This is a genomic window from Roseimicrobium sp. ORNL1 (genome assembly GCF_011044495.1).
In the GTDB taxonomy this organism is placed as follows: Bacteria; Verrucomicrobiota; Verrucomicrobiia; order Verrucomicrobiales; family Verrucomicrobiaceae; genus Roseimicrobium.
Map to the genome: position 1 here is coordinate 2,519,213 of NZ_CP049143.1, position 18,022 is coordinate 2,537,234.

General features: G+C 59.8%; 16 protein-coding genes. 9 read left to right on the plus strand and 7 right to left on the minus strand.

Annotated elements, in window-relative coordinates:
* Window positions 1-183 precede the first annotated feature (183 nt).
* The 3 genes from G5S37_RS10175 to G5S37_RS10185 all read left to right on the plus strand — a co-directional run bounded on the left by G5S37_RS10175 (window position 184) and on the right by G5S37_RS10185 (window position 3,933).
* Window positions 184-1,647 carry an MBOAT family protein gene (locus tag G5S37_RS10175; protein WP_165203361.1) on the plus strand — a complete coding sequence of 488 codons (1,464 nt, stop codon included), beginning with the start codon at window positions 184-186 and terminating at the stop codon, window positions 1,645-1,647.
* A 22-nt stretch (window positions 1,648-1,669) separates the two neighbouring features.
* Window positions 1,670-2,398, plus strand: coding sequence for a hypothetical protein (locus G5S37_RS10180; RefSeq protein ID WP_165203363.1), 729 nt, complete (start codon window positions 1,670-1,672; stop codon window positions 2,396-2,398).
* 422 nt (window positions 2,399-2,820) lie between these two features.
* Window positions 2,821-3,933: a hypothetical protein gene (locus G5S37_RS10185; RefSeq protein WP_165203365.1), complete on the plus strand. Its 1,113-nt coding sequence runs from the start codon at window positions 2,821-2,823 to the stop codon at window positions 3,931-3,933.
* Between the two features lie 427 nt (window positions 3,934-4,360).
* On the opposite strand, the gene G5S37_RS10190 is transcribed toward G5S37_RS10185, so the two are convergent.
* The 4 genes from G5S37_RS10190 to G5S37_RS10205 all read right to left on the minus strand — a co-directional run bounded on the left by G5S37_RS10190 (window position 4,361) and on the right by G5S37_RS10205 (window position 8,550).
* Window positions 4,361-4,822: a peptidoglycan-binding protein gene (locus G5S37_RS10190; RefSeq protein ID WP_165203367.1), complete on the minus strand. Its 462-nt coding sequence runs from the start codon at window positions 4,820-4,822 to the stop codon at window positions 4,361-4,363.
* A gap of 344 nt (window positions 4,823-5,166) precedes the next feature.
* Window positions 5,167-5,889: a hypothetical protein gene (locus tag G5S37_RS10195; protein WP_165203369.1), complete on the minus strand. Its 723-nt coding sequence runs from the start codon at window positions 5,887-5,889 to the stop codon at window positions 5,167-5,169.
* A 1,089-nt stretch (window positions 5,890-6,978) separates the two neighbouring features.
* Window positions 6,979-7,740: an SDR family oxidoreductase gene (locus G5S37_RS10200; protein ID WP_165203371.1), complete on the minus strand. Its 762-nt coding sequence runs from the start codon at window positions 7,738-7,740 to the stop codon at window positions 6,979-6,981.
* Between the two features lie 69 nt (window positions 7,741-7,809).
* Window positions 7,810-8,550: an SDR family oxidoreductase gene (locus tag G5S37_RS10205; protein ID WP_165203373.1), complete on the minus strand. Its 741-nt coding sequence runs from the start codon at window positions 8,548-8,550 to the stop codon at window positions 7,810-7,812.
* 185 nt (window positions 8,551-8,735) lie between these two features.
* Here G5S37_RS10205 and G5S37_RS32255 point away from each other — a divergent pair, with 185 nt between their 5' ends.
* The 3 genes from G5S37_RS32255 to G5S37_RS10215 all read left to right on the plus strand — a co-directional run bounded on the left by G5S37_RS32255 (window position 8,736) and on the right by G5S37_RS10215 (window position 10,791).
* A complete protein-coding gene (locus tag G5S37_RS32255) occupies window positions 8,736-8,942 on the plus strand; it encodes a hypothetical protein (protein ID WP_206026380.1) in 207 nt (68 codons plus the stop codon).
* Between the two features lie 9 nt (window positions 8,943-8,951).
* Entirely contained in the window at window positions 8,952-9,677 is a 726-nt protein-coding gene (locus G5S37_RS10210) for an AraC family transcriptional regulator (RefSeq protein ID WP_206026381.1), read from the plus strand.
* 253 nt (window positions 9,678-9,930) lie between these two features.
* Window positions 9,931-10,791: an FkbM family methyltransferase gene (locus tag G5S37_RS10215; RefSeq protein ID WP_165203375.1), complete on the plus strand. Its 861-nt coding sequence runs from the start codon at window positions 9,931-9,933 to the stop codon at window positions 10,789-10,791.
* Window positions 10,792-10,807: 16 nt separating this feature from the next.
* Here the strand turns inward: G5S37_RS10215 and G5S37_RS10220 are convergent, their stop codons facing one another.
* A complete protein-coding gene (locus G5S37_RS10220) occupies window positions 10,808-11,587 on the minus strand; it encodes a 3-oxoacyl-ACP reductase family protein (RefSeq protein ID WP_165203377.1) in 780 nt (259 codons plus the stop codon).
* 884 nt (window positions 11,588-12,471) lie between these two features.
* Here G5S37_RS10220 and G5S37_RS10225 point away from each other — a divergent pair.
* Window positions 12,472-13,431 carry a LysR substrate-binding domain-containing protein gene (locus G5S37_RS10225; protein WP_165203379.1) on the plus strand — a complete coding sequence of 320 codons (960 nt, stop codon included), beginning with the start codon at window positions 12,472-12,474 and terminating at the stop codon, window positions 13,429-13,431.
* Between the two features lie 489 nt (window positions 13,432-13,920).
* Here the strand turns inward: G5S37_RS10225 and G5S37_RS10230 are convergent, their stop codons facing one another.
* Both G5S37_RS10230 and G5S37_RS10235 read right to left on the minus strand, forming a co-directional pair.
* The gene (locus G5S37_RS10230; RefSeq protein WP_165203381.1) at window positions 13,921-15,243 is read right to left on the minus strand and encodes a hypothetical protein; all 1,323 of its coding nucleotides are present in this window, start codon (window positions 15,241-15,243) and stop codon (window positions 13,921-13,923) included.
* Between the two features lie 209 nt (window positions 15,244-15,452).
* Complete coding sequence (locus tag G5S37_RS10235; RefSeq protein WP_165203383.1) at window positions 15,453-16,967, minus strand: glycosyl hydrolase family 28 protein; 1,515 nt, start codon at window positions 16,965-16,967, stop codon at window positions 15,453-15,455.
* A 203-nt stretch (window positions 16,968-17,170) separates the two neighbouring features.
* Between G5S37_RS10235 and G5S37_RS10240 the strand changes: the two genes are divergently transcribed.
* The gene (locus tag G5S37_RS10240) at window positions 17,171-17,494 is read left to right on the plus strand and encodes a metalloregulator ArsR/SmtB family transcription factor (protein WP_165203385.1); all 324 of its coding nucleotides are present in this window, start codon (window positions 17,171-17,173) and stop codon (window positions 17,492-17,494) included.
* A 22-nt stretch (window positions 17,495-17,516) separates the two neighbouring features.
* Window positions 17,517-17,987: an SRPBCC domain-containing protein gene (locus G5S37_RS10245; RefSeq protein ID WP_165203387.1), complete on the plus strand. Its 471-nt coding sequence runs from the start codon at window positions 17,517-17,519 to the stop codon at window positions 17,985-17,987.
* The last annotated feature ends 35 nt before the right edge of the window (window positions 17,988-18,022 follow it).

Here is an 18,022-nt window from a genome sequence, read left to right on the forward strand (position 1 = left end):
CACCCCACTCGCACCCCCGTGAAGACGCGGGCGCCGCAGAAAGACCGCGGTGCCCGGCTCCATGTTTTGTACGGCCTGCCCTGAGAACAATGGGCCGGCTGGTGTGAGTCATCCCCGTCGCGCCGGGGCCTGCCTGTGGGCAGTGAATGAGTGAGTGTGTGCCTTCGCTGACCGTGCTGCGTCATGCTGTTTAATTCGTTCGATTACGTCCTCTTTTTCCCCATCGTCTTCGCCCTCTACTGGGCGGTGCCGTTCCGTGTGCAGCAGGGGCTGCTGCTGGCGGCGAGCTATCTCTTCTACGGATGGTGGGGGTTCTTTGAGCCAAAGCTGAGTGGCTGGGAAAAGGCGCTGCCGCTGGTGCTGCTGGCCGCGTCCACCCTCTTCACCCATGTGTGCGCGAAAGCGGTGTATGCACTGCCGGAGGAATCGAGGAAGCGCAGGATGTGGTTCTGGATTGGGGTGGCGGCGAATCTCGGCATGCTCGGCTACTTCAAGTATCGCGGCTTCCTCCTGGAGAATGTGAATGTGCTCTCCACGCAGTTCGGCTGGACGACGACGCCGGTGGTCATGCAGTTCATCCTGCCGGCGGGCATCAGCTTCTATACCTTCCAGGGGCTGTCTTATCTTATCGATGTGGATGGCGGCTCGCAGAAGCCGGCGGAGAGGGTGTGGGACTTTGCGCTCTTCCACGCGTTCTTCCCGCAGCTCGTGGCAGGACCCATTGAGCGCAGTCGCAATCTCCTGCCGCAGCTCACCGCGCCACGCACGCTCGAGCCGGAGCAGCTCTGGAGTGGACTACAGCTCATCGTCATCGGCTATGTGAAGAAGGTGGCCATTGCCGATGCCATTGCGCCGATGACGCGCGAGGCGTTTTCCAATCCGGCGTCGCAGACGGGCGTGGGGCTCATGCTGGCGCTGTATCTCTTCGCCCTGCAGATCTACGGCGACTTCTCCGGGTATAGTGACATCGCCCGCGGCAGTGCGCGCCTGCTCGGGGTGAATCTGATGATCAACTTCCGCCAGCCGTACTTCGCGCGAAACATCACCGAGTTCTGGGAGCGCTGGCACATCTCGCTCTCCACGTGGTTGCGTGACTATGTCTTCGTGCCGCTGTGCCGCCAGTTCCGGGGGAAGAAGTGGCTGAACTTTAATCTCTTCCTCACCATGCTCATCTCCGGCATCTGGCACGGGGCCTCGTGGAACTTTGTCATGTGGGGTGTGGTGCTGGGATTGATGCTCGTGGCGCACAAGCTGTGGTCCGGGCCGAAGGCGAGCAAGCACCCGCACCGCCCGCGCAATGCACGCGAGTGGCTGGTGCAGGTCAGTGGCATGGTGCTCACCTTCCACTGCGTGTGCCTCACGCTTATCTTCGTGAAGACTGCCTCGCTCGCGACGGCGTGGGCCTACATCACCGGCATCTTCCAGGGCGGGGCCATCGCACCGGATGTGATGACGCTGTGGTATGTGATCTTCTACGGACTGGTGGTCCTCTTCCTCGACTTCCCCTGCTGGTGGCGCGATCGTGAGTTGCCCGTGGCTGAGACGGCGTCACCGTGGAGACGCGGCGTGACGTACGGCGGGTTGCTGCTGTTGCTGGCGTTCCTTGGCGAGATGGAAGGGGTGTCGTTTGTGTATTTCCAGTTTTGAGGAGGGGAGGTAGAACGATGGCATGACATTCACCAAACACTTGCTCACCTCTGTGTTGGTCCTGCTGGGTGCGTTCTCGCCTGGCATGGGAGACTTGTGTGCGGCAGAGGCGACCTTCACCGTGGTGCTCACGGACTATCAGGCGGAGCGGGATAAGAAGCTGGTGGAGGCGTTCGAGCTGGTTGTCAGCTCTCCCAGCGATGAGACACGTCCCCGGATTCGCCCATCGACGACGAACCAAGTCCACGATGCGGACAAAGCAACGCTGACCATTGAGACGCAGTACAAGGATTTGCCCGAAGGGGAGTACGAGGCGTGGTACTGGATCCCGTCATTGGCATTCAAGGCCAAGCCTTACATGGAGAAGTTCCAGGTGTCGTCCGGGACCCACTTTCGCAAAAGGTTGGAGTTCTCCACGCGGAAGGTGGTGCTGAAGTATCAGATCGATGCGAAGGTGAGGGAACATATCCGCGAGGACGAGGGCCTTCAGGTTACGATTCACAAAATCAAAGATGGTTTGGAAAAGGGCGGGAAGACGTTGGAGTATTCCCACGGCATCGGTCTCAAGGCAGGACCTGATGGGACGAGTGAGCTGTCACCACTATGGCTCATCCCTGATGGTGAGTATGTGATCATATTCGCGCCGGTATGGGGGCGTCCCATGCGGGTGCCGTTTCGCGTTGTCGACGGGAAGATGATTCCTGACGTGATCATATTCTCGGATGCAAATCGGGTACGGCCGGGTGGTTGAAGGAAGGATGAGGCTTCATGAATTCCGAAACATTCCCTTCCGAAATCAGTCTCTGTGAACGTGAGACGACCTGTTTGCATACCACCTTGCGCGAAGCGCCTTGGAGTGCGTGTGCGAAGCACCGCCTTGGGGATGCAGCCTCCAGGCTCTCTGCATATTCTATCTACCCCCAGTGTCTCCTCAGCATCTTCTGCGCACGGCGTCGTCAGTTACCACGCGGGCTTGAATCGTCCCGCAACGCATCGGCTCCGCACCCGCGGCTCCCCGCCAAAGCGGTGCTCCGCACACGCACTCCAAGGCGCTTCGCGCAAGGTGGTGCCTGCATGTGGTGCGGCAACATTCACCGTGTTGGAGGAGCCACGAGATGATTCTGTTTTGCTGAAGCGTCGAGCTTTCATCTTCTATCCCCCCGGAGTTATTAAATGATTTCTGATACACCATCACTCGCGGTGGACGCCGCCACGTCCGCTACCACCCGCGGTCATGCCCCTTTCCCCTTCCGCATCCGCCGCTGGTTCGGTAGGTCCGCATGGATTGCCCTCGCGGTCTTCCTCCTCGGGCGGCTCGCACTGGAGCCGGTGCGGGCGCTGCCGATGTACGACATCCGCGGCATGGATGCGTATGGCGCGGTGGAGAACTTCCAGCTCCGCAAGCAGGAGGCGCTGGTGAAGATTGGTTTCTTTGGCACCAGCCAGAGTGTGTGGGGTGTGATTGCAGACGAGGCGGCGCGCACCTGGGATGTGCCTGCGGGTGAGGTGCGAAATCTCGCCATCGAGGGTGGTACGCCGTTTGGCATGTGGTCGTTGATTCGACGCAATGAGGAAAAACTATCCGCGCTCAAGGTCGCCATCGTGGAGGTGAATCCCTTTGTCCTGCGCCAGAGCCTGGATGCCGACCAGCGTGTGCGTGCGAATGTGGCCCAGCATGCCACCTTCTACGAGCGCACGCAGGTGCGGCCGCGCAGTGAGCGTGTAGCGCATCTCGCGGAGTGGCTGCTGCCTGTGCGCTCGGTGCGCCGTTCACTCTACACGGCCACGCTGAATGTCATCGACCCGGCACCGGGAAATCCCATCTATCCCTGGCCGGAAAAGCGCATCGCGCCTGTGGCCGACTGGAAGGCGGAGCATGCCGCGGCGCACACGCAGAAGGGGCGCAAGCTCATCGCACCCGAGCTCGCGGCGAAGCGCATCGTGGGCCACTGGAAGCTCTCCGCCCTGCAGGACCACTCCTTCCGCAAGAGCCTGGAGTGGTTCCACGCGCGTGGGGTGAAGGTCATCTTCCATGAACTGCCGGTGCATCCCGAGGTGTATGCGGCGATGCATGAGGATGCGGACTTCCGAAATGGGAACGCCGCCTTCCTGCGTTATGTGGATTCCCTGAACCCCACACCCGCCGCCCGCATCCTCACGCCGGACCCTGCGATGTGCCAGCTCTCCGCCGAGCACATGGCCGACCGCACGCATTGCAATGAACTCGGCGCGAGGATCTATTCACGCTACCTCGCGCAAAGATTGAAGTGGGATGTGGTGGAGTAGTGGAGGAGGGACAAAGGGAACGGGCACAGAGGCACAGAGTGAGTGGGCTTGGAGCGTTCTTCACCTGCGATTGCCGACTCACCACCACTATCACCCAGCCGACGAATACGCCGAAGGCGTTGCACATTGTCCAGCCCAAGGTCAGCTTGCGAAGCAAGCGCCACCTTGGGATGTGGAGTCAAGATGCCGAACGCTGAAAGCGTTCCACAAACGCGCTGCCGGATGGAAGATGCAACCATGCTCGGTTGCTTCCTTGTGGAACCCTTTCAGGGTTCGATTGACTCTGCGACAAACCCAAGGTGGCGCCCGCTTCGCGGGCTGACCTTGGGCTGGACAATGTGCAACGCCTTCGGCGTAGGAAAGCTGCCACTGAATTCAGAATACGGCAGACTTTCTCGCTCTGACACGAGTTGGCAGGAGATGGTCATCACCTCAACGCCAGCGACCTCATCAACGGATCATCAATGACGCCCGTCATCGGGAGCCCATTTCTCCACTGGTAGCGCTTGATGGCATTGCGGCTCTGCGGGCCGATGATGCCATCGATATTTCCATAGTAATATCCCCTCTCTCTCAGGGCAATTTGCACGTCCGCCGAGAGGGACGGACGGGTAAACACGGCTGGACGTCGATAGTCATAGGCATAGCCATACAGAGGAGAGTACCTGGGGCGATAGTAGGAGTAGTAAGGCCGGTAGTAGGAATAGGAAGGGTAGGACCAACCCCAGGACCATCCCGGACTTATACCCACAAACCAACTGGAGCCGCCGTGGTAATGCCCTCCATGACAATGACCTCCGTGGCTATGGCCGTGACCCGCCTGAAGCGGGGAGTGGCTCAATGTGAGCGTGAGAGCCAGCCCAATCGACAGTGAAAGGATTCGTTTCATGGCATCATCCTCCTTGCTGCTAGGATAACACTTTGACGCTTGAAATGCCAGTATTGTTCAAGGGGTGGGTGCCTGATGCGGAATGCTACCGCCGCAGGTCAGAATCTGGTTTTTGTGCATGAGACGGGGCCTCGCCAAAGTGGCTCACGTTGCCCTCAGCGTGAATCTAAAGCCCAAGCGCGAAGCGCCAAATTCCAAGACGGCCAGCCACCCTCCAAGGGCTGTGTCTTGCCTCATCTGCGATGCCGCGGGAACATGGCGACCTCAGGGATCCTGTTACGATTCACGCTGAGGGCAGCGTGAGCCACTTTGGCAAAGCCCATGTCACACCTGCGCTCCTCGCTTCACTTCGCCGGACTCGGACTCGGAGTCGCACCAGCAGGTGCACCCTCACTCGTCTTCAGCATGATCGCCGAACCTTCGGACGTGAACTCAAAAGAGGTCACACGCTTCAGCACCTCGGCCACGTTCTTGTCGTTCTTCATGACAGCAAGCCAGGGGATGGTCTGAAGGTGGCCGACGAAGCCGGGGCTCACGGTCTTGCCGGGGACGTCCACGTTTTCAAGGTAGAGATCAAACGAGCCGTTCTCAACTCTCGGCAGGAACACTGCGCTGCCCACGAGAAAACGGTCGGGCGCCTTGCTGAAGGGAAAGTTGTTCATCTGCCAGCGGATGTCCGCGTGCAGGCGGCCCGCCTTGGCATCCAGCGAGGTGAAGCGCACGATGCCGCGATAGTCGTAGTTTCCGATCTTCTTCTCACCCGCGAGCGCGACGATCTGGTTCAACTCATCCAGGCTGAGCGTGAGTGTCACCGCCTTGCCATTGGCCGACACTTTGGAGAAGGACTCCAGCTTGCCCTGCACTTCCGCTCGGTCGGCATCCGTGAGCTCTGCCGCGGGCAATGGTGGTGCATTGTTCACTGTGAAGCTCGCAATCTCCTTGTCCTGCTTGTATCCGCTGTACAGCATCCACGACACAATGCCGCCGAACGTGAGGGCGGCGATGATCATGATGGCGCATCCGTAGAAGGGATTGGAGCCGCTGACAGGTTCTTTGACGACAGGCATAGGAAGGAATGAAGTGGGGGGCGAACTTGATCCACGGAGAGAGGAGGGTGGTCAAGGGGGAATGTAGAAAGGAGGTTAGGCGTCCTCGCCTGACAGCGGTCGTTAGGCCTCTGGCCTGACGGTAGCGGCACGCACTACTCGCTCTTCGCGTTGCATGGCCGATTCGGGTTAACCGCAAAGGGGCAGAGGGGCAAAGGACGCAGAGGAGTGGGAGGGTTTGGTTGCAGGGAGGGTGTGTGTGCAAGGACATGGTGCACCTCGATGCAGAGGAGGCAGAGACGCGCAGGATGCGTGATGGGTGGAGTTTGTTGCCTGCATGAGTTTTCATCGCGAAGCAGCGAAGCAGCAGAGAGCGCGATGGAGGTTAGGCGTCCTCGCCTGACAGCGGTCGTTAGGCGTCTCGCCTGACCAGCAACAACGACCACCTCCTGAATGCAAATCACACCACGAGGTCATTTCCGGTTAACCGCAAAGGGGCAGAGAGGCAAAGGACGCAGAGGCGTGAGAGGGTATGAATGCCGTCGTGCTGCAAGGTGAGGCGGCGTGGTGCACCTCGATGCAGAGGAGGCAGAGACGCACAGGATGCGTGGTGGGTGGAGTTTGTTGCTTGCATGAGTTTTCATCGCAAAGCAGCGAAGCAGCAAAAGCAGCAGAGATCGCGATGGAGGTTAGGCCTTCCGGCCTGACAGTGGACGTTAGGCCTCTGGCCTGACGGTAGCTGCAGCGCACTACTCGCTCCTCACGTACCAAGGACGACTCCGGTTAACCGCAAAGGGGCAGAGGGGTAAAGGACGCAGAGGAGGGAGCGGGTTTGGTTGCAGGAAGGGTGTGTGTGCAAGGGAGTGGTGCACTTCGATGCAGAGGAGGCAGAGACGCGCAGGATGCGTGGAGGGTGGAGTTTTGTCTGCGTGGTTTTTTATCGCAAAGCAGCGAAGCAGCAAAAACAGCAGAGAGCGCGATGGATTCTCCTAATCTCCAAAACTCCTCTGTGACTCCGTGTCTCTGAGTCTCCGTGTTGAATCCCACGCACCCGCCACCTCCTTCGGCCGGTGATGGTGAGTGCGCGTGAGAGAGGGGGCAAGATCGCGCTCACAAAAACATCCCACCCGAAGCCTCCAGCCGCTGCGCATTCACCCAGCGTCCTTCCTCGGAGCAGAGGAAGTTCACCACGCCGCCGATGTCATCCGGCACGCCCACACGACCGAGGGCGGTGTTGGCATTCAGAATCTCGCGCATGCCGGGATGTGAGAGTGCTTCCTTCGTGAAGTCTGTCTCAATGGCGCCAGGAGCCACGGCATTCACGTTGATGCGGCGCTTGCCGAGTTCCTTGGCGAGATAACGCGTGAGCACTTCGATGGCACCCTTCATGGAGGCATACGCGGCGTAGCCGGGGATGCTGAAGCGCGCGAGTCCGGTGGAGGTATTCACGATGCGTCCGCCATCCGCGATCAACGGCAGCAGGCGCTGGGTGAGGAAGAAGACACCCTTGAAGTGCACGTTCATGAGGCTGTCGAACTGTTCCTCCGTGGTCTCCGCGAAGGGCGCGGCGATGTCGATGCCGGCGTTGTTCACCAGGAAGTCGAAGGTGTCGCGCTGCCACGTGGCCTGCAGGGCTTCCTTCAGCGTGGTGGCGAAGGCCTCGAAGGTCTTTGTCAGCGAGGTGTCAATCTGCAGCGCCACGGCCTTGCGACCGAGCGCCTGGATTTCTGCGACCACGGCGTCGCCTTCATCCTTGCCCCTGCGATAGGTGACGATGACGTCTGCGCCAGAACGCGCGAGCTGCAGGGCGATATTGCGACCCAGGCCACGGCTGCTGCCGGTGACGAGGGCGATTTTGTTTTCGTGTTTCATAACGATATCAGTAGGGAGTTGATGAGATGAATGACCAAACAACGAAGGGACGACGGTGGATAGGTTGGACTACTGATCGCCAGCGGTGGGGCGCACGATGATTTCATTCACATCCACATCCGCAGGCTGCTCGATGGCATAGGCCATGGCGCGGGCGATGGCATCGGGCGTGAGGGCCACCTTGCGGAAGTCGTCGATGAAGGCCTTCGTGGAAGGGTCCGAGATGGTGTGGGAGAGTTCGGACTCCACCACGCCGGGGGAGATGACGGTGACGCGCACGTCCTTGTTCTCCAGGCGGAGACCTTCAGAGATGGCAATCACGGCGTACTTCGTGCCGCTGTACACCGCACACGTGGGCCACACCTGGTGCCCGCCGATGGAGGAGACATTGATGATCTGGCCGGACTTGCGCTCGCGCATGTGGGGCAGCACGGCGGCGATGCCGTGGAGCACGCCGCGGATGTTCACGTCGATCATCATGTTCCACTCATCAATTTTCAACTCATGCAGGGGCGAGAGCGGCATGACACCGGCATTGTTGATCATGACATCGATGCGGCCAAACGTTTCCAGCGCATAGTCCGCAAAGGATTGCACGCTGGCGAGGTCGGCGACGTCGAGAGCCTTGAATTCGGCGGTGCCACCGGCTGCGCGAATTTCAGCGACCAGCTTCTCCAGCCGGTCCGTGCGACGCGCGCCGAGCAGGAGCTTGCCCCCACGGGCAGCGAGGTGACGGGCGGTGGCTTCACCGATGCCGCTGCTGGCGCCGGTGAGGAGGATGACTTTGTTTTCGATGGAGGTGGTGTTCATGGTAAGGGAAGATGAGGCGGTTTTGTCAGCGGTGAAGGGTGAATTCCCTTCCGAACCGACGCTGTCACCTGTAGTCCACACGCCAAAAAACCGCCATACACAGTCCTCTGGAAGATTTGCCTGATTCTACGAGGTGGGGGAAATGGGTTGAGAGAAGGGGGCTTGTGGTGTTGCCTAATCCTGGAATGAAACGAAAAAGCCCCATTCGCGCCTCACGTCCCTCACCACCGCCGCCGCCGGCGTATCCCCGCATGGTGGCGCTGCTTTCTGAGCTAGCGCGTGGAGAGGGCTTCTGCACCTCACGGCTGCCAGGTGTGCGGTTCATGCGGGCGCCACGTCATGTGCCGCGCACACCTGTCGCGTATGAGCCCAGCATTGTGATCGTGTGCTAGGGAAGGAAGATGGGCTACCTCGGCGGGCGCACCTTTGTTTATGATGCAAACCACTATCTTGTATTATCCGTCCCGCTGCCCTTCGAGTGCGAGACGGAGGGGAGCGAGGAGGAGCCGCTGCTGGGCGTCTCCATCAGCGTGACTCCCGCGATGGTGACAGAGCTGCTCATGCAAATGGGTGCTGCGCAGCCCATGAATGGTCCGAGACCGCAGGCGATTGAGAGCACTGCGGTGGATGCCGGCCTTGCCAGCGCCACGGAGCGCCTGCTGGTGGCACTATCGAGTGCGGAGGAGTCGCGCATTCTCGGGCCGCAGATCGTGCGTGAGATCACCTACCGTGTGCTGCAGGGAAACCTGGGACAGAATCTGCGCGCACTCGCCGCACCGCACAGCCACTTCGGCCAGATCAGCCGTGTGCTGCAACGCATGCACACGGACTACGCGGAGATTTATGATGTGGAGGACATGGCGCGTGACGCAGGCATGAGCGTCTCCACCTTTCACGCCCACTTCAAGGCCGTGACCTCATCCTCCCCGCTGCAGTACGTGAAGAATGTGAAGCTGCACAAGGCGCGCATGCTCATGGTGCATGAAGGCGCGAGCGCCGGCGCCGCGGCGGAGGAAGTGGGCTACGAAAGCGTCTCGCAATTTAGCCGCGAGTTTAAGCGCCTCTTCGGCAACGGCCCCGCCGCCGAAGCCAAGCAGTGGCGCGGAACACTGATGCGGTTTGCATGAGGGGAGGGAGGCGGAATTGAAACAACAGGGGCAGCCTGTGAAATCGGGCTGAATCGAGATAAACGCCACTGCCGATGTGCATCGTGTTCACGCGCTGTTTATCCGCGACAAACATACGGACTGTTCTTGATGTCTTCGAAAAACTCACCTATGGAGCCTGCCAGGCAAACTTCATTGGCTTGAGCGTGTGACCTTGGCCTGGATACTGCAAGCACCGCACCTTCCATCCCGTCGTTGAGCTTCCGTTCGATTCATGCTCGCAACCCTCACCTCACACCTTCGGGAGAAATATCATCCCCTCTGGAGACTGCGGCAAATTCCTGCGTTTCGTCGACTTCAGAAGGCACTCGACTTCACGACATACACAGCGATTCCGGGGACCAATCTCAAAGTCGCGGTGCGGTTCATCCGGGATTCCAGTTGGATATGGGCTCCGCAGGCGCTGGAACCTGAAATCCGCCTCGCATTTGAGCATGTCCTCGCTGGGCTGAAGCCCCGCATCTTTTGGGACATCGGGGCAAACATCGGTCTCTATTCCTGGCTCGTCCGGCAAGCCGGGTCGATTGACCAGGTGGTGATGTTCGAGCCGGACCCCACGAACTACGCGCTTATTTCCAGGACGCTCAAAAGAAACGCCATTTCCGACTGTGTTGCCATGAATGTAGCCATGGCGGATCATGACGGACAGGCTTCGTTCCTCGTGGATCCCGCCAGTGGTGCCACGGGCACCTTGGGAGGCACGGCGACCGATGGAATCTCTGTCACTCTGCATCAAGCCTATGGGATGCGTGAGACCATTTCCTGCCGCACCGTGACCATGGACAAGCTGGTAGCGGAGGGCTTGGCGGCTCCCGACTTTATCAAAGTGGATGTGGAAGGAGCAGAAAGTCTCGTGCTCGCCGGCGGTCAAAAATTCCTGCGTGAGCGTCACCCCGCCCTGATCATCGAAGCCGGCAGTGACGAAGTCATCAAGTCCCTGGAGGAGATCGGGTACGCCGCCATGCAGATTGACCATGGCAACTGGCTGTTCATTGAATCCGGCCAGGAGAGCGACGTTTTCACGGCGCTCAAACATGCCCTGGAGGCACGCAGTGTCAGCGTGCTCCAGGCATGAGCTTGAACGACTGCCCTTACGCCGCAAATCCACCATCCGCCAGCAGGTTCGCGCCGGTGATGTAGCTGGCCTCGGGACTGGCGAGGAAGGCGACGAAGTTCGCAATCTCGTCCGTGTGGCCGTAGCGCTGCAGCGCGAGCAGGGGGAGGAGCGTCTTGGCGAAGTCGGTGTCGGCAGGGTTCATGTCGGTATCGATGGGGCCGGGTTGCACGTTGTTCACCGTTATGCCGCGGGGGCCGAGGTCACGCGAGGCACCCTTGGTGAAGCCTTCCAGTGCGGCCTTGCTCAGCGCATACACGGAGCCGCCGATGAAGGGCATGCGGTCACTGTTCGTGCTGCCGATGTGGATGATGCGGCCGTTGTCACGCATGTGGCGCGCGGCTTCCTGCGTGGCGATGAAGACGCCGCGTACATTCACCCCGACGACCTTTTCGAAGTCGGCCATGGAGAACTCGGTGATGGGAGCCATGGCGGCGACACCGGCGTTGTTCACCAGGATGTCGATGCCACCGAAGGCGCCCACGGTCTTCGCCACCGAGAGGCGCACCGCTTCTTCATTCATCGCATCTGCCTGGATGGCGAGGGCCTTGCCACCGGCTGCTTCGATTTCCTTCACCACCTGGTCTGCCTTGTCCGGAGACGAAGTGTACGTGATGGCCACCGCCGCGCCATCTGCTGCAAGGCGCTTTGCAATCGCTGCGCCGATGCTGCGTGATCCGCCGGTGACGAGAGCGACCTTGCCTGCGAGTTTCTTGGTGGTGGTGGTGGTGCTGTTGTTGTTTGTATTCGTGCTCATGATGGAATGTGATACTCCAGTTTAAAGTTCGTGCCGGGGTTTGTTTTGCCTTTGATGAGTGACGTTCGTTGCGTCCGTAGGTAGTGGTACACGCATCGCAGATCCCAGCCCAATACCGTGATCCTTGCGCAGCCATGCTTTTCCGGCATGACTCTCAGGCAGGAGGTTAGGCGTCCCGCCTGACAGTGGTCGTCAGGCCTCCGGCCTGACGGTCGTGGTACGTGCATCTCGCTCTTCACGCAGCAGGGACGAATCCGGTTAACCGCAAAGGGGTAGAGGGGCAAAGGACGCAGAGGAGTGAGAGGGTTTGGTTGCAGGGACGGTGTGCGTGCAAGGGCGTGGCAGCACCTCGATGCAGAGGTGGCAGAGACGCACAGGACTCGCGGGTGGGTGGAAATCTTGCTGCATGGGTTTTCATCGCAAAGCAGCCAAGCAGCAGAGAGAACTCGACGGAGGTTAGGCGTCCCGCCTGACAGTGGTCGTTAGGCCTCCGGCCTGACGGTCGTGGTACGTGCATCTCGCTCTTCACGCAGCAGGGACGAATCCGGGTTAACCGCAAAGGGGCAGAGGGGCAAAGGACGCAGAGGAGTGAGAGGGTTTGGTTGCAGGGACGGTATGCGTGCAAGGGCGTGGCAGCACCTCGATGCAGAGGAGGCAGAGACGCACAGGACTCGCGGGTGGGTGGAAATCTTGCTGCATAGGTTTTTATCGCAAAGCAGCAGAGAGAACTCGACGGAGGTTAGGCCTTCTGGCCTGACGGTGGGCGTTGGGTCTTCCGACCCGACAGCAGCGAGTTCAATGAGATTTCATGAATCGACGTACTGTATGCACCGCCTCACTTTTCCCATGCACGCCTCCTCACCCCACACTACGGTGACCGTATCATGGAACTGCGGCACCTGAGATACTTCCAGGCGGTGGCGGAGGCGCTGAACTTTACGAAGGCGGCCGCCCAGCTCCGTGTGGCCCAGCCTGCCCTCAGTCGCCAGGTGCAGGACCTCGAGGAGGAGATTGGCGTGGACCTCCTGGTGCGCAGCCCGCGTGGCGTCACGCTCACGGCGGAGGGGAAGCTCTTCCTCGCGGAGGTAAAGGACCTCCTCGCTCGTGCGGATGAATCCATCGAGAAGGTACGCGCTCTGGCCCGTGGTGAGTACGGCGAGCTGCACGTGGGATACGCGCCTACGCCCACGAGCGAGATTCTGCCGCGTGCGCTCGCGGCGTTTCAGAGGGTCGCGCCACGCGTGCAGGTGGTGCTGCATGACCTGGCTGGAGATGAAATGTACGCCGGCCTGCGCGATGGCACGCTGCACCTCGCCATCACCGCGCAGTCTGCATCGAATGCGCCCATCACCGGGGTGACGTACGAAGAGCTGCGCCAGTATGTTTTCTGCGTGGCCCTGCCGCCGGGGCATCGTCTCGCGAAGAAGAAGGCGGTGTCGCTCGCGGAGGTGGCTGCCGAGCCACTCGTGGCCTTGAGGAAACGTGACTACTCGGAGTATCACGTCATCCTGCAGCACATCTTCGCACCGTCCAGGCTGCGTCCAAACATCGCGGCGGAAGTGGATGGCGCCAATACACTCATCACTGGCGTGGAGTCGGGCAGGGGAGTGGCCGTGGTCACGGAGCTCTTCCGCAGCATCACCGGCGAGCGCCTCCTGTATCGGCCCATCATTGATTGCCCCGTGACGCAGAGTGTGGGCCTGGCCTGCGCCGTGGAAGGTGACATCACGCCCGCGGGAGAGAAGTTTCGTGATGTGTTGCGTGAGGTGGCGGGGGAGCTGGGGATGGGTGGAAAAGGAAAGGGAAAGTGCGAAGTGAGTCCACGAGGGAAGAAGCGGACGTAATCGCCTGGTTTTTTTGAAAAACCTTGAACGTCCCGTGACAAGAACCTGCCATGTCAGGATGGCGCGTGCATCTGGCGAACCAGCTTGCGCGGAGCGCTTTGGAGTGCGTGTGCGAAGCACCGCTTTGGCAGGGAGCTTGGGGTAGGAGGCGCACGGTACAGCAACTCCACAGCTCCGCACCGCCCGAATGCAGGTGACTTCTCGCGACTCCGAGCATGGAATGGAACTGATTGTGTTGAGTGTTGAATTTCCTGCAAACCAAAGCGGTGCTCCGCACACGCACTCCAAAGCGCTTCGCGCAAGGTGGTGCCTGCACTGGAAGAATATTGTCGAACACGCCGGACACATCACGAGACGTGCAGGTAACCTTCTGAAAAAATCCTGGAGGCAATCGACGGTGTCGAATGCTTATTGACTACCCAATAACGAAACGACCGCAGACGTTGCGACCGTTCCCAATGCTCCGTCCTTCCGCACTGGTCCTCGCACTCAGTGCACCTTCGGACCGCCCTGCCCCTGCTTGGGCTGGCTGTCGCGGCGGCCCAGGGAGTCGCGCACGGAGGGCTTGGGCGCTTCAGGCGGCTCGGGAATGACGCGGCTGCGTCCGCGAGTCTGGCCCACGCCCACTTCGTTGTTGTCCATGCCCCTGCTGCGTCCACGGGACTGACCGAGATCCACTTCATCCACGCGCTCACTACGTCCGCGGCCTTCGCCGACATCGAGCTGGCTCAGTTCTTCCGGGCTCATGTCCTCGAACTCGTTCTGGTTTTGATTCTGGTTCTGGTTCTGGTTCTGGTTCTGGTTCTGGTTCTGGTTCTGGTTCTGGTTCTGCGGCTGAAGCTCCATCCCGTCCTGGACCTCCAGCTCGGGCCAGCCATCATCGCCAATCACGAACTGTGGCATCTTCGGCTCCTCCAGATCGCCGGGGTCAGAAGACACGGAGGGCGAGCCCACACGCGACGGGGCCATGGGCTGCTCCTGTCCCTGCATGGGCTGCTCCTGCGGCTGCAGTTGCTGAAGATCCTGCTTATCCACTCCCTCTCCCTTATCCTGCTGCTGTTGCAGCTGGCTTTCCTTGAGAGCTTGTGCCTGCTTCCTGGCTAGTTCTTCCGCAGCCTTTTGGGCATCGTCGGCGCGGTGCTGGCCAGCGATCTGCGAGATGGAAGTGGTCACCGTGTGCATATTGACCTGTGGCACATCGATAGACTTCAGTGAGCGGCTGGTCTCGAGTTCGCTTTGCAGGGCGTTGATTTGCTGGGCGAGTTGCTGTTCCTTCGTCGTGCTGCCGACGGAGGACTTCAGGCGGTCGCCCACACTCGGGTTGAGCAGGGCCTGCCTGCGCTTCTCCTCCAGAGCCGCGATTTGCTTTTCCACCTCCGCATTGCTTTCCACCTTTTCGGCTGCCTCAGTGAACTCCTCTGTTTTGGTGAATCGCCGGAAGGTATCCCTTCTGATGAGGTTGCTCACCTCAGTCGCAGATTCGTTGAAGGTATCCACCATCTGCTGGCGGTTCATGGTGGAGAGATTGTCCAACTGCAACTGCATGATCTTGAGCTGTCCCGAGGAGATATTGACCTGGCGGGCGGAGTCGGCTCTCACATAGTTGTCGTAGATGCCGGCGACCCGCTGCCTCAGTTGAGCGTCGCTGACACTGGGATCGCCTGCCTTGACCTGGAGATCCTGCAGGGCACGGCAGAAGGCCACGTTTTCTGACGAGAACTCCTTGTCGAGAAAAACTTCAAAAGCCTGGAGCATCTCCGGGTGGTCCATGGTCTCATCGAGCGTGGGCTCGTCTGTATTGATGATGGGCATGGCAATAAGGGTGGGTGGTGAGGCGAAGGAAAGCGAGACTGGTGCCCCGGTGGGCAGCCCGGACGGGACGTGTTCAAAGGTTCATTTCGGCAGAAATGGAAGGCGGTTATGGAACTGCCGCTGATTTCTCCCGATAGCAGCTGGGGAAGGCCGGCTGGTGAGGCCGCTACGCAATGTCAGGCCATCTGTGCTGACATGTCTTTGCCCTACTATTTGAATCGCACCTCGCCAACGTGGCGCGATATCTCGATGCGTGCCTCCGCGGCGCTGAGCCGCTTTTTGCCTGCGATGACAAGGTTGTCGAAGGTGACGTTCTCAAGCTGATGCGTCGCGTCGAGACCCTGCAACTTGGAGGGGGTTTCGGCTTCGCTCTCGAAGGTCTCGTTCTGAATGAGAAGGTCCCGGAGCTGGCCTTTTCCGTCGTCCTCATTGAGTTTGATCTCCATGAGCATCCGCTTCGTGTCACCACCGATGAACTCGTAGTGGTTCCCCCGCCACACTGCCTTTTCCACGGTGGCGCCGTCGTAGGCATAGACCACGATGCCGCGGTCAGCACGGATCACGTCGTTGTTCTCAAAGGTCACATCACTCAGCTTCTTCTCGTAGACTTCACTGCCGATTTTGAGGGCTGACTTGACGGTCCAGCAGATGTTGTTGCGGAAGACGATACTGGAGCAGTCGCGTCGTGTGCCGTAGCGGAGTTTCACCGCGATGGAATCATCGTTGCTGCTGATGAAGCAGCGCTCGATGAGTACGCGGGAGGAGTTGTCCGGGTCGAAGCCGTCGGTATTCATCTCCCAGGGGAAGGTGGGGTCATCGTGCCTGGTATTTGAGATGAGCTTCACGTTGGTGAAGCGCAGATCCTCGGACTCGATGAGATGCACTCCCCAGGTGCCTGCGTCGCGTAGAATGACTCCCTCCACCGTGATGTTGCGAGCGCGCATGCTGCGCAAGAGCTTGCTGCGGGAGTTGGAAGAGTTTTCGCCCGAGAGTCGCAACTGGCGGCCTTGTCCATCAATGACACCACGTCCCTGGATGTGCACATCCTCGCAGTCCTGCAGGAGGAGGAGTTGGGTGCCAAGATCGCTCCGCGGGTGGTCGGCTATCTTACCTGTACCCTTGAGGACGGCGCCGGGTGCGAGGTAGAGCGTGAGGTGGCTCTTCAGCTGCAGCTCGCCAGTCCGGTAGATGCCCGGTGGGATGAGCAAGGTGCCTTTCCTGGCGGATACTTCATCAATGGCGCGCTGGAGTTGCTTCGTTTGCACCTCCTCCGGTGAACTGCGCACACCCAGCGCCGTGAGTTCAAACACACCGTCTTCGCCCACCTTCGGCACGGAAGACTCCGGTTCTTCCGTGAAGAGGAAGAAGCGTGGCAATTGATTGACCGAGATGTGCAAGTGCACCGGCTTTGCCAGGGTGAATACCAGCTTGTTCCCCACGGCCTTGGCCACGACTCCGGCGCGATGCGGGCTGATGTCGAATGTCTTAATGGGCTCCCTGGTGGTGATCTCTATTTCCGCTTTGTCTGGAAAGGCGCAGTGGGCATAGCCCACGTTCATGGCTGTACTGCAGGTGTCGATGGCTGTGCCATTGACCTTCACACTGGGGTAATCCAAGTTGGCAGCATCACCGGGCACACGCGGATAGCTGATGACCTCTGCGCGCGCGAGGCTGGAGGCCATGAGCAGCAACAATACAAAAACAAAAGCGGCGCCGAGTTTCATGAAGTGAGGCAGATCATAACGAGCCCTTCCTTCACCTCTAGCGGGGAATCGAATCCAGACCGGTGAACATCTCTGCCGCAGGAGGTGGCAGGGAGTGGGGTGGGGCAGGATGTGAAGCTGAGAGGGCTGCGGGCAGATTCCCACGAAAAAAGATTTGCGTAGCCAAATGACTACGCGCAATCATGTAGCCACATAGCTACACGATGAACTTACGACGAGATGTGTTCCAGGCCATCGCAGATCCCACACGGAGGGCCATCCTCCTGCTGGTGGCCACGCAGTCCATGACGGCAGGCGCCATCGCGGCGAACTTCGACACGGCACGGCCCACTGTTTCCAAGCACCTGCAAATCCTCACCGAGTGCGAGCTGCTCGCGCAGGAGCAGCAGGGCAGGGAAATCTACTACCACCTCAATCCAGAGAAGATGCGGGAGATTGCCGATTTCATTGAACCTTTCCGGAAGCACTGGGACGACCGCTTCAACAAGCTCGAAGCGGTGATGAAGAAATACAAAACACCCAAATAAGATAAGAAAAGAAGGAAGCACCATGGAACGCAAAACCAATGTCCATGCCGAGGACGGCAAGCAGGAACTGCTCATCACCCGCGAGTTTGACCTGCCCGTGGAGCTGCTCTTCCGGGCACATGTCGACCCCGAGATCGTGGAGCAGTGGATGGGCACGAAGGTCCTGAAGCTGGAAGGCAGAAAACATGGGGGCTGGCATTTCGAAACCACCGACCCCAAGGGGAACAAGCACGTCTTCAGCGGGACGTTTCACGACTTCACCCCGAATGAGAAGTTCACGCGCACCTTCGAGATGGAAGGCAAGCCCTTCGGCGCGCAGCTCGAGTTCTTTGACTTCGAGAGTCTCACTGAAGATACCAGCAGACTCAAGATGCACATCGTCTACCGCTCCGTCGCCCTGCGCGACCAGATGGTGGAGATGGGCATGACGTGGGGCATCAACATGGCACACAACAGCCTCCAAAAAGTCGCTGGCAAACTGCAGTCGAAATAGGCCAGCAATCACCACGCACCGCGCGATCACCAAGA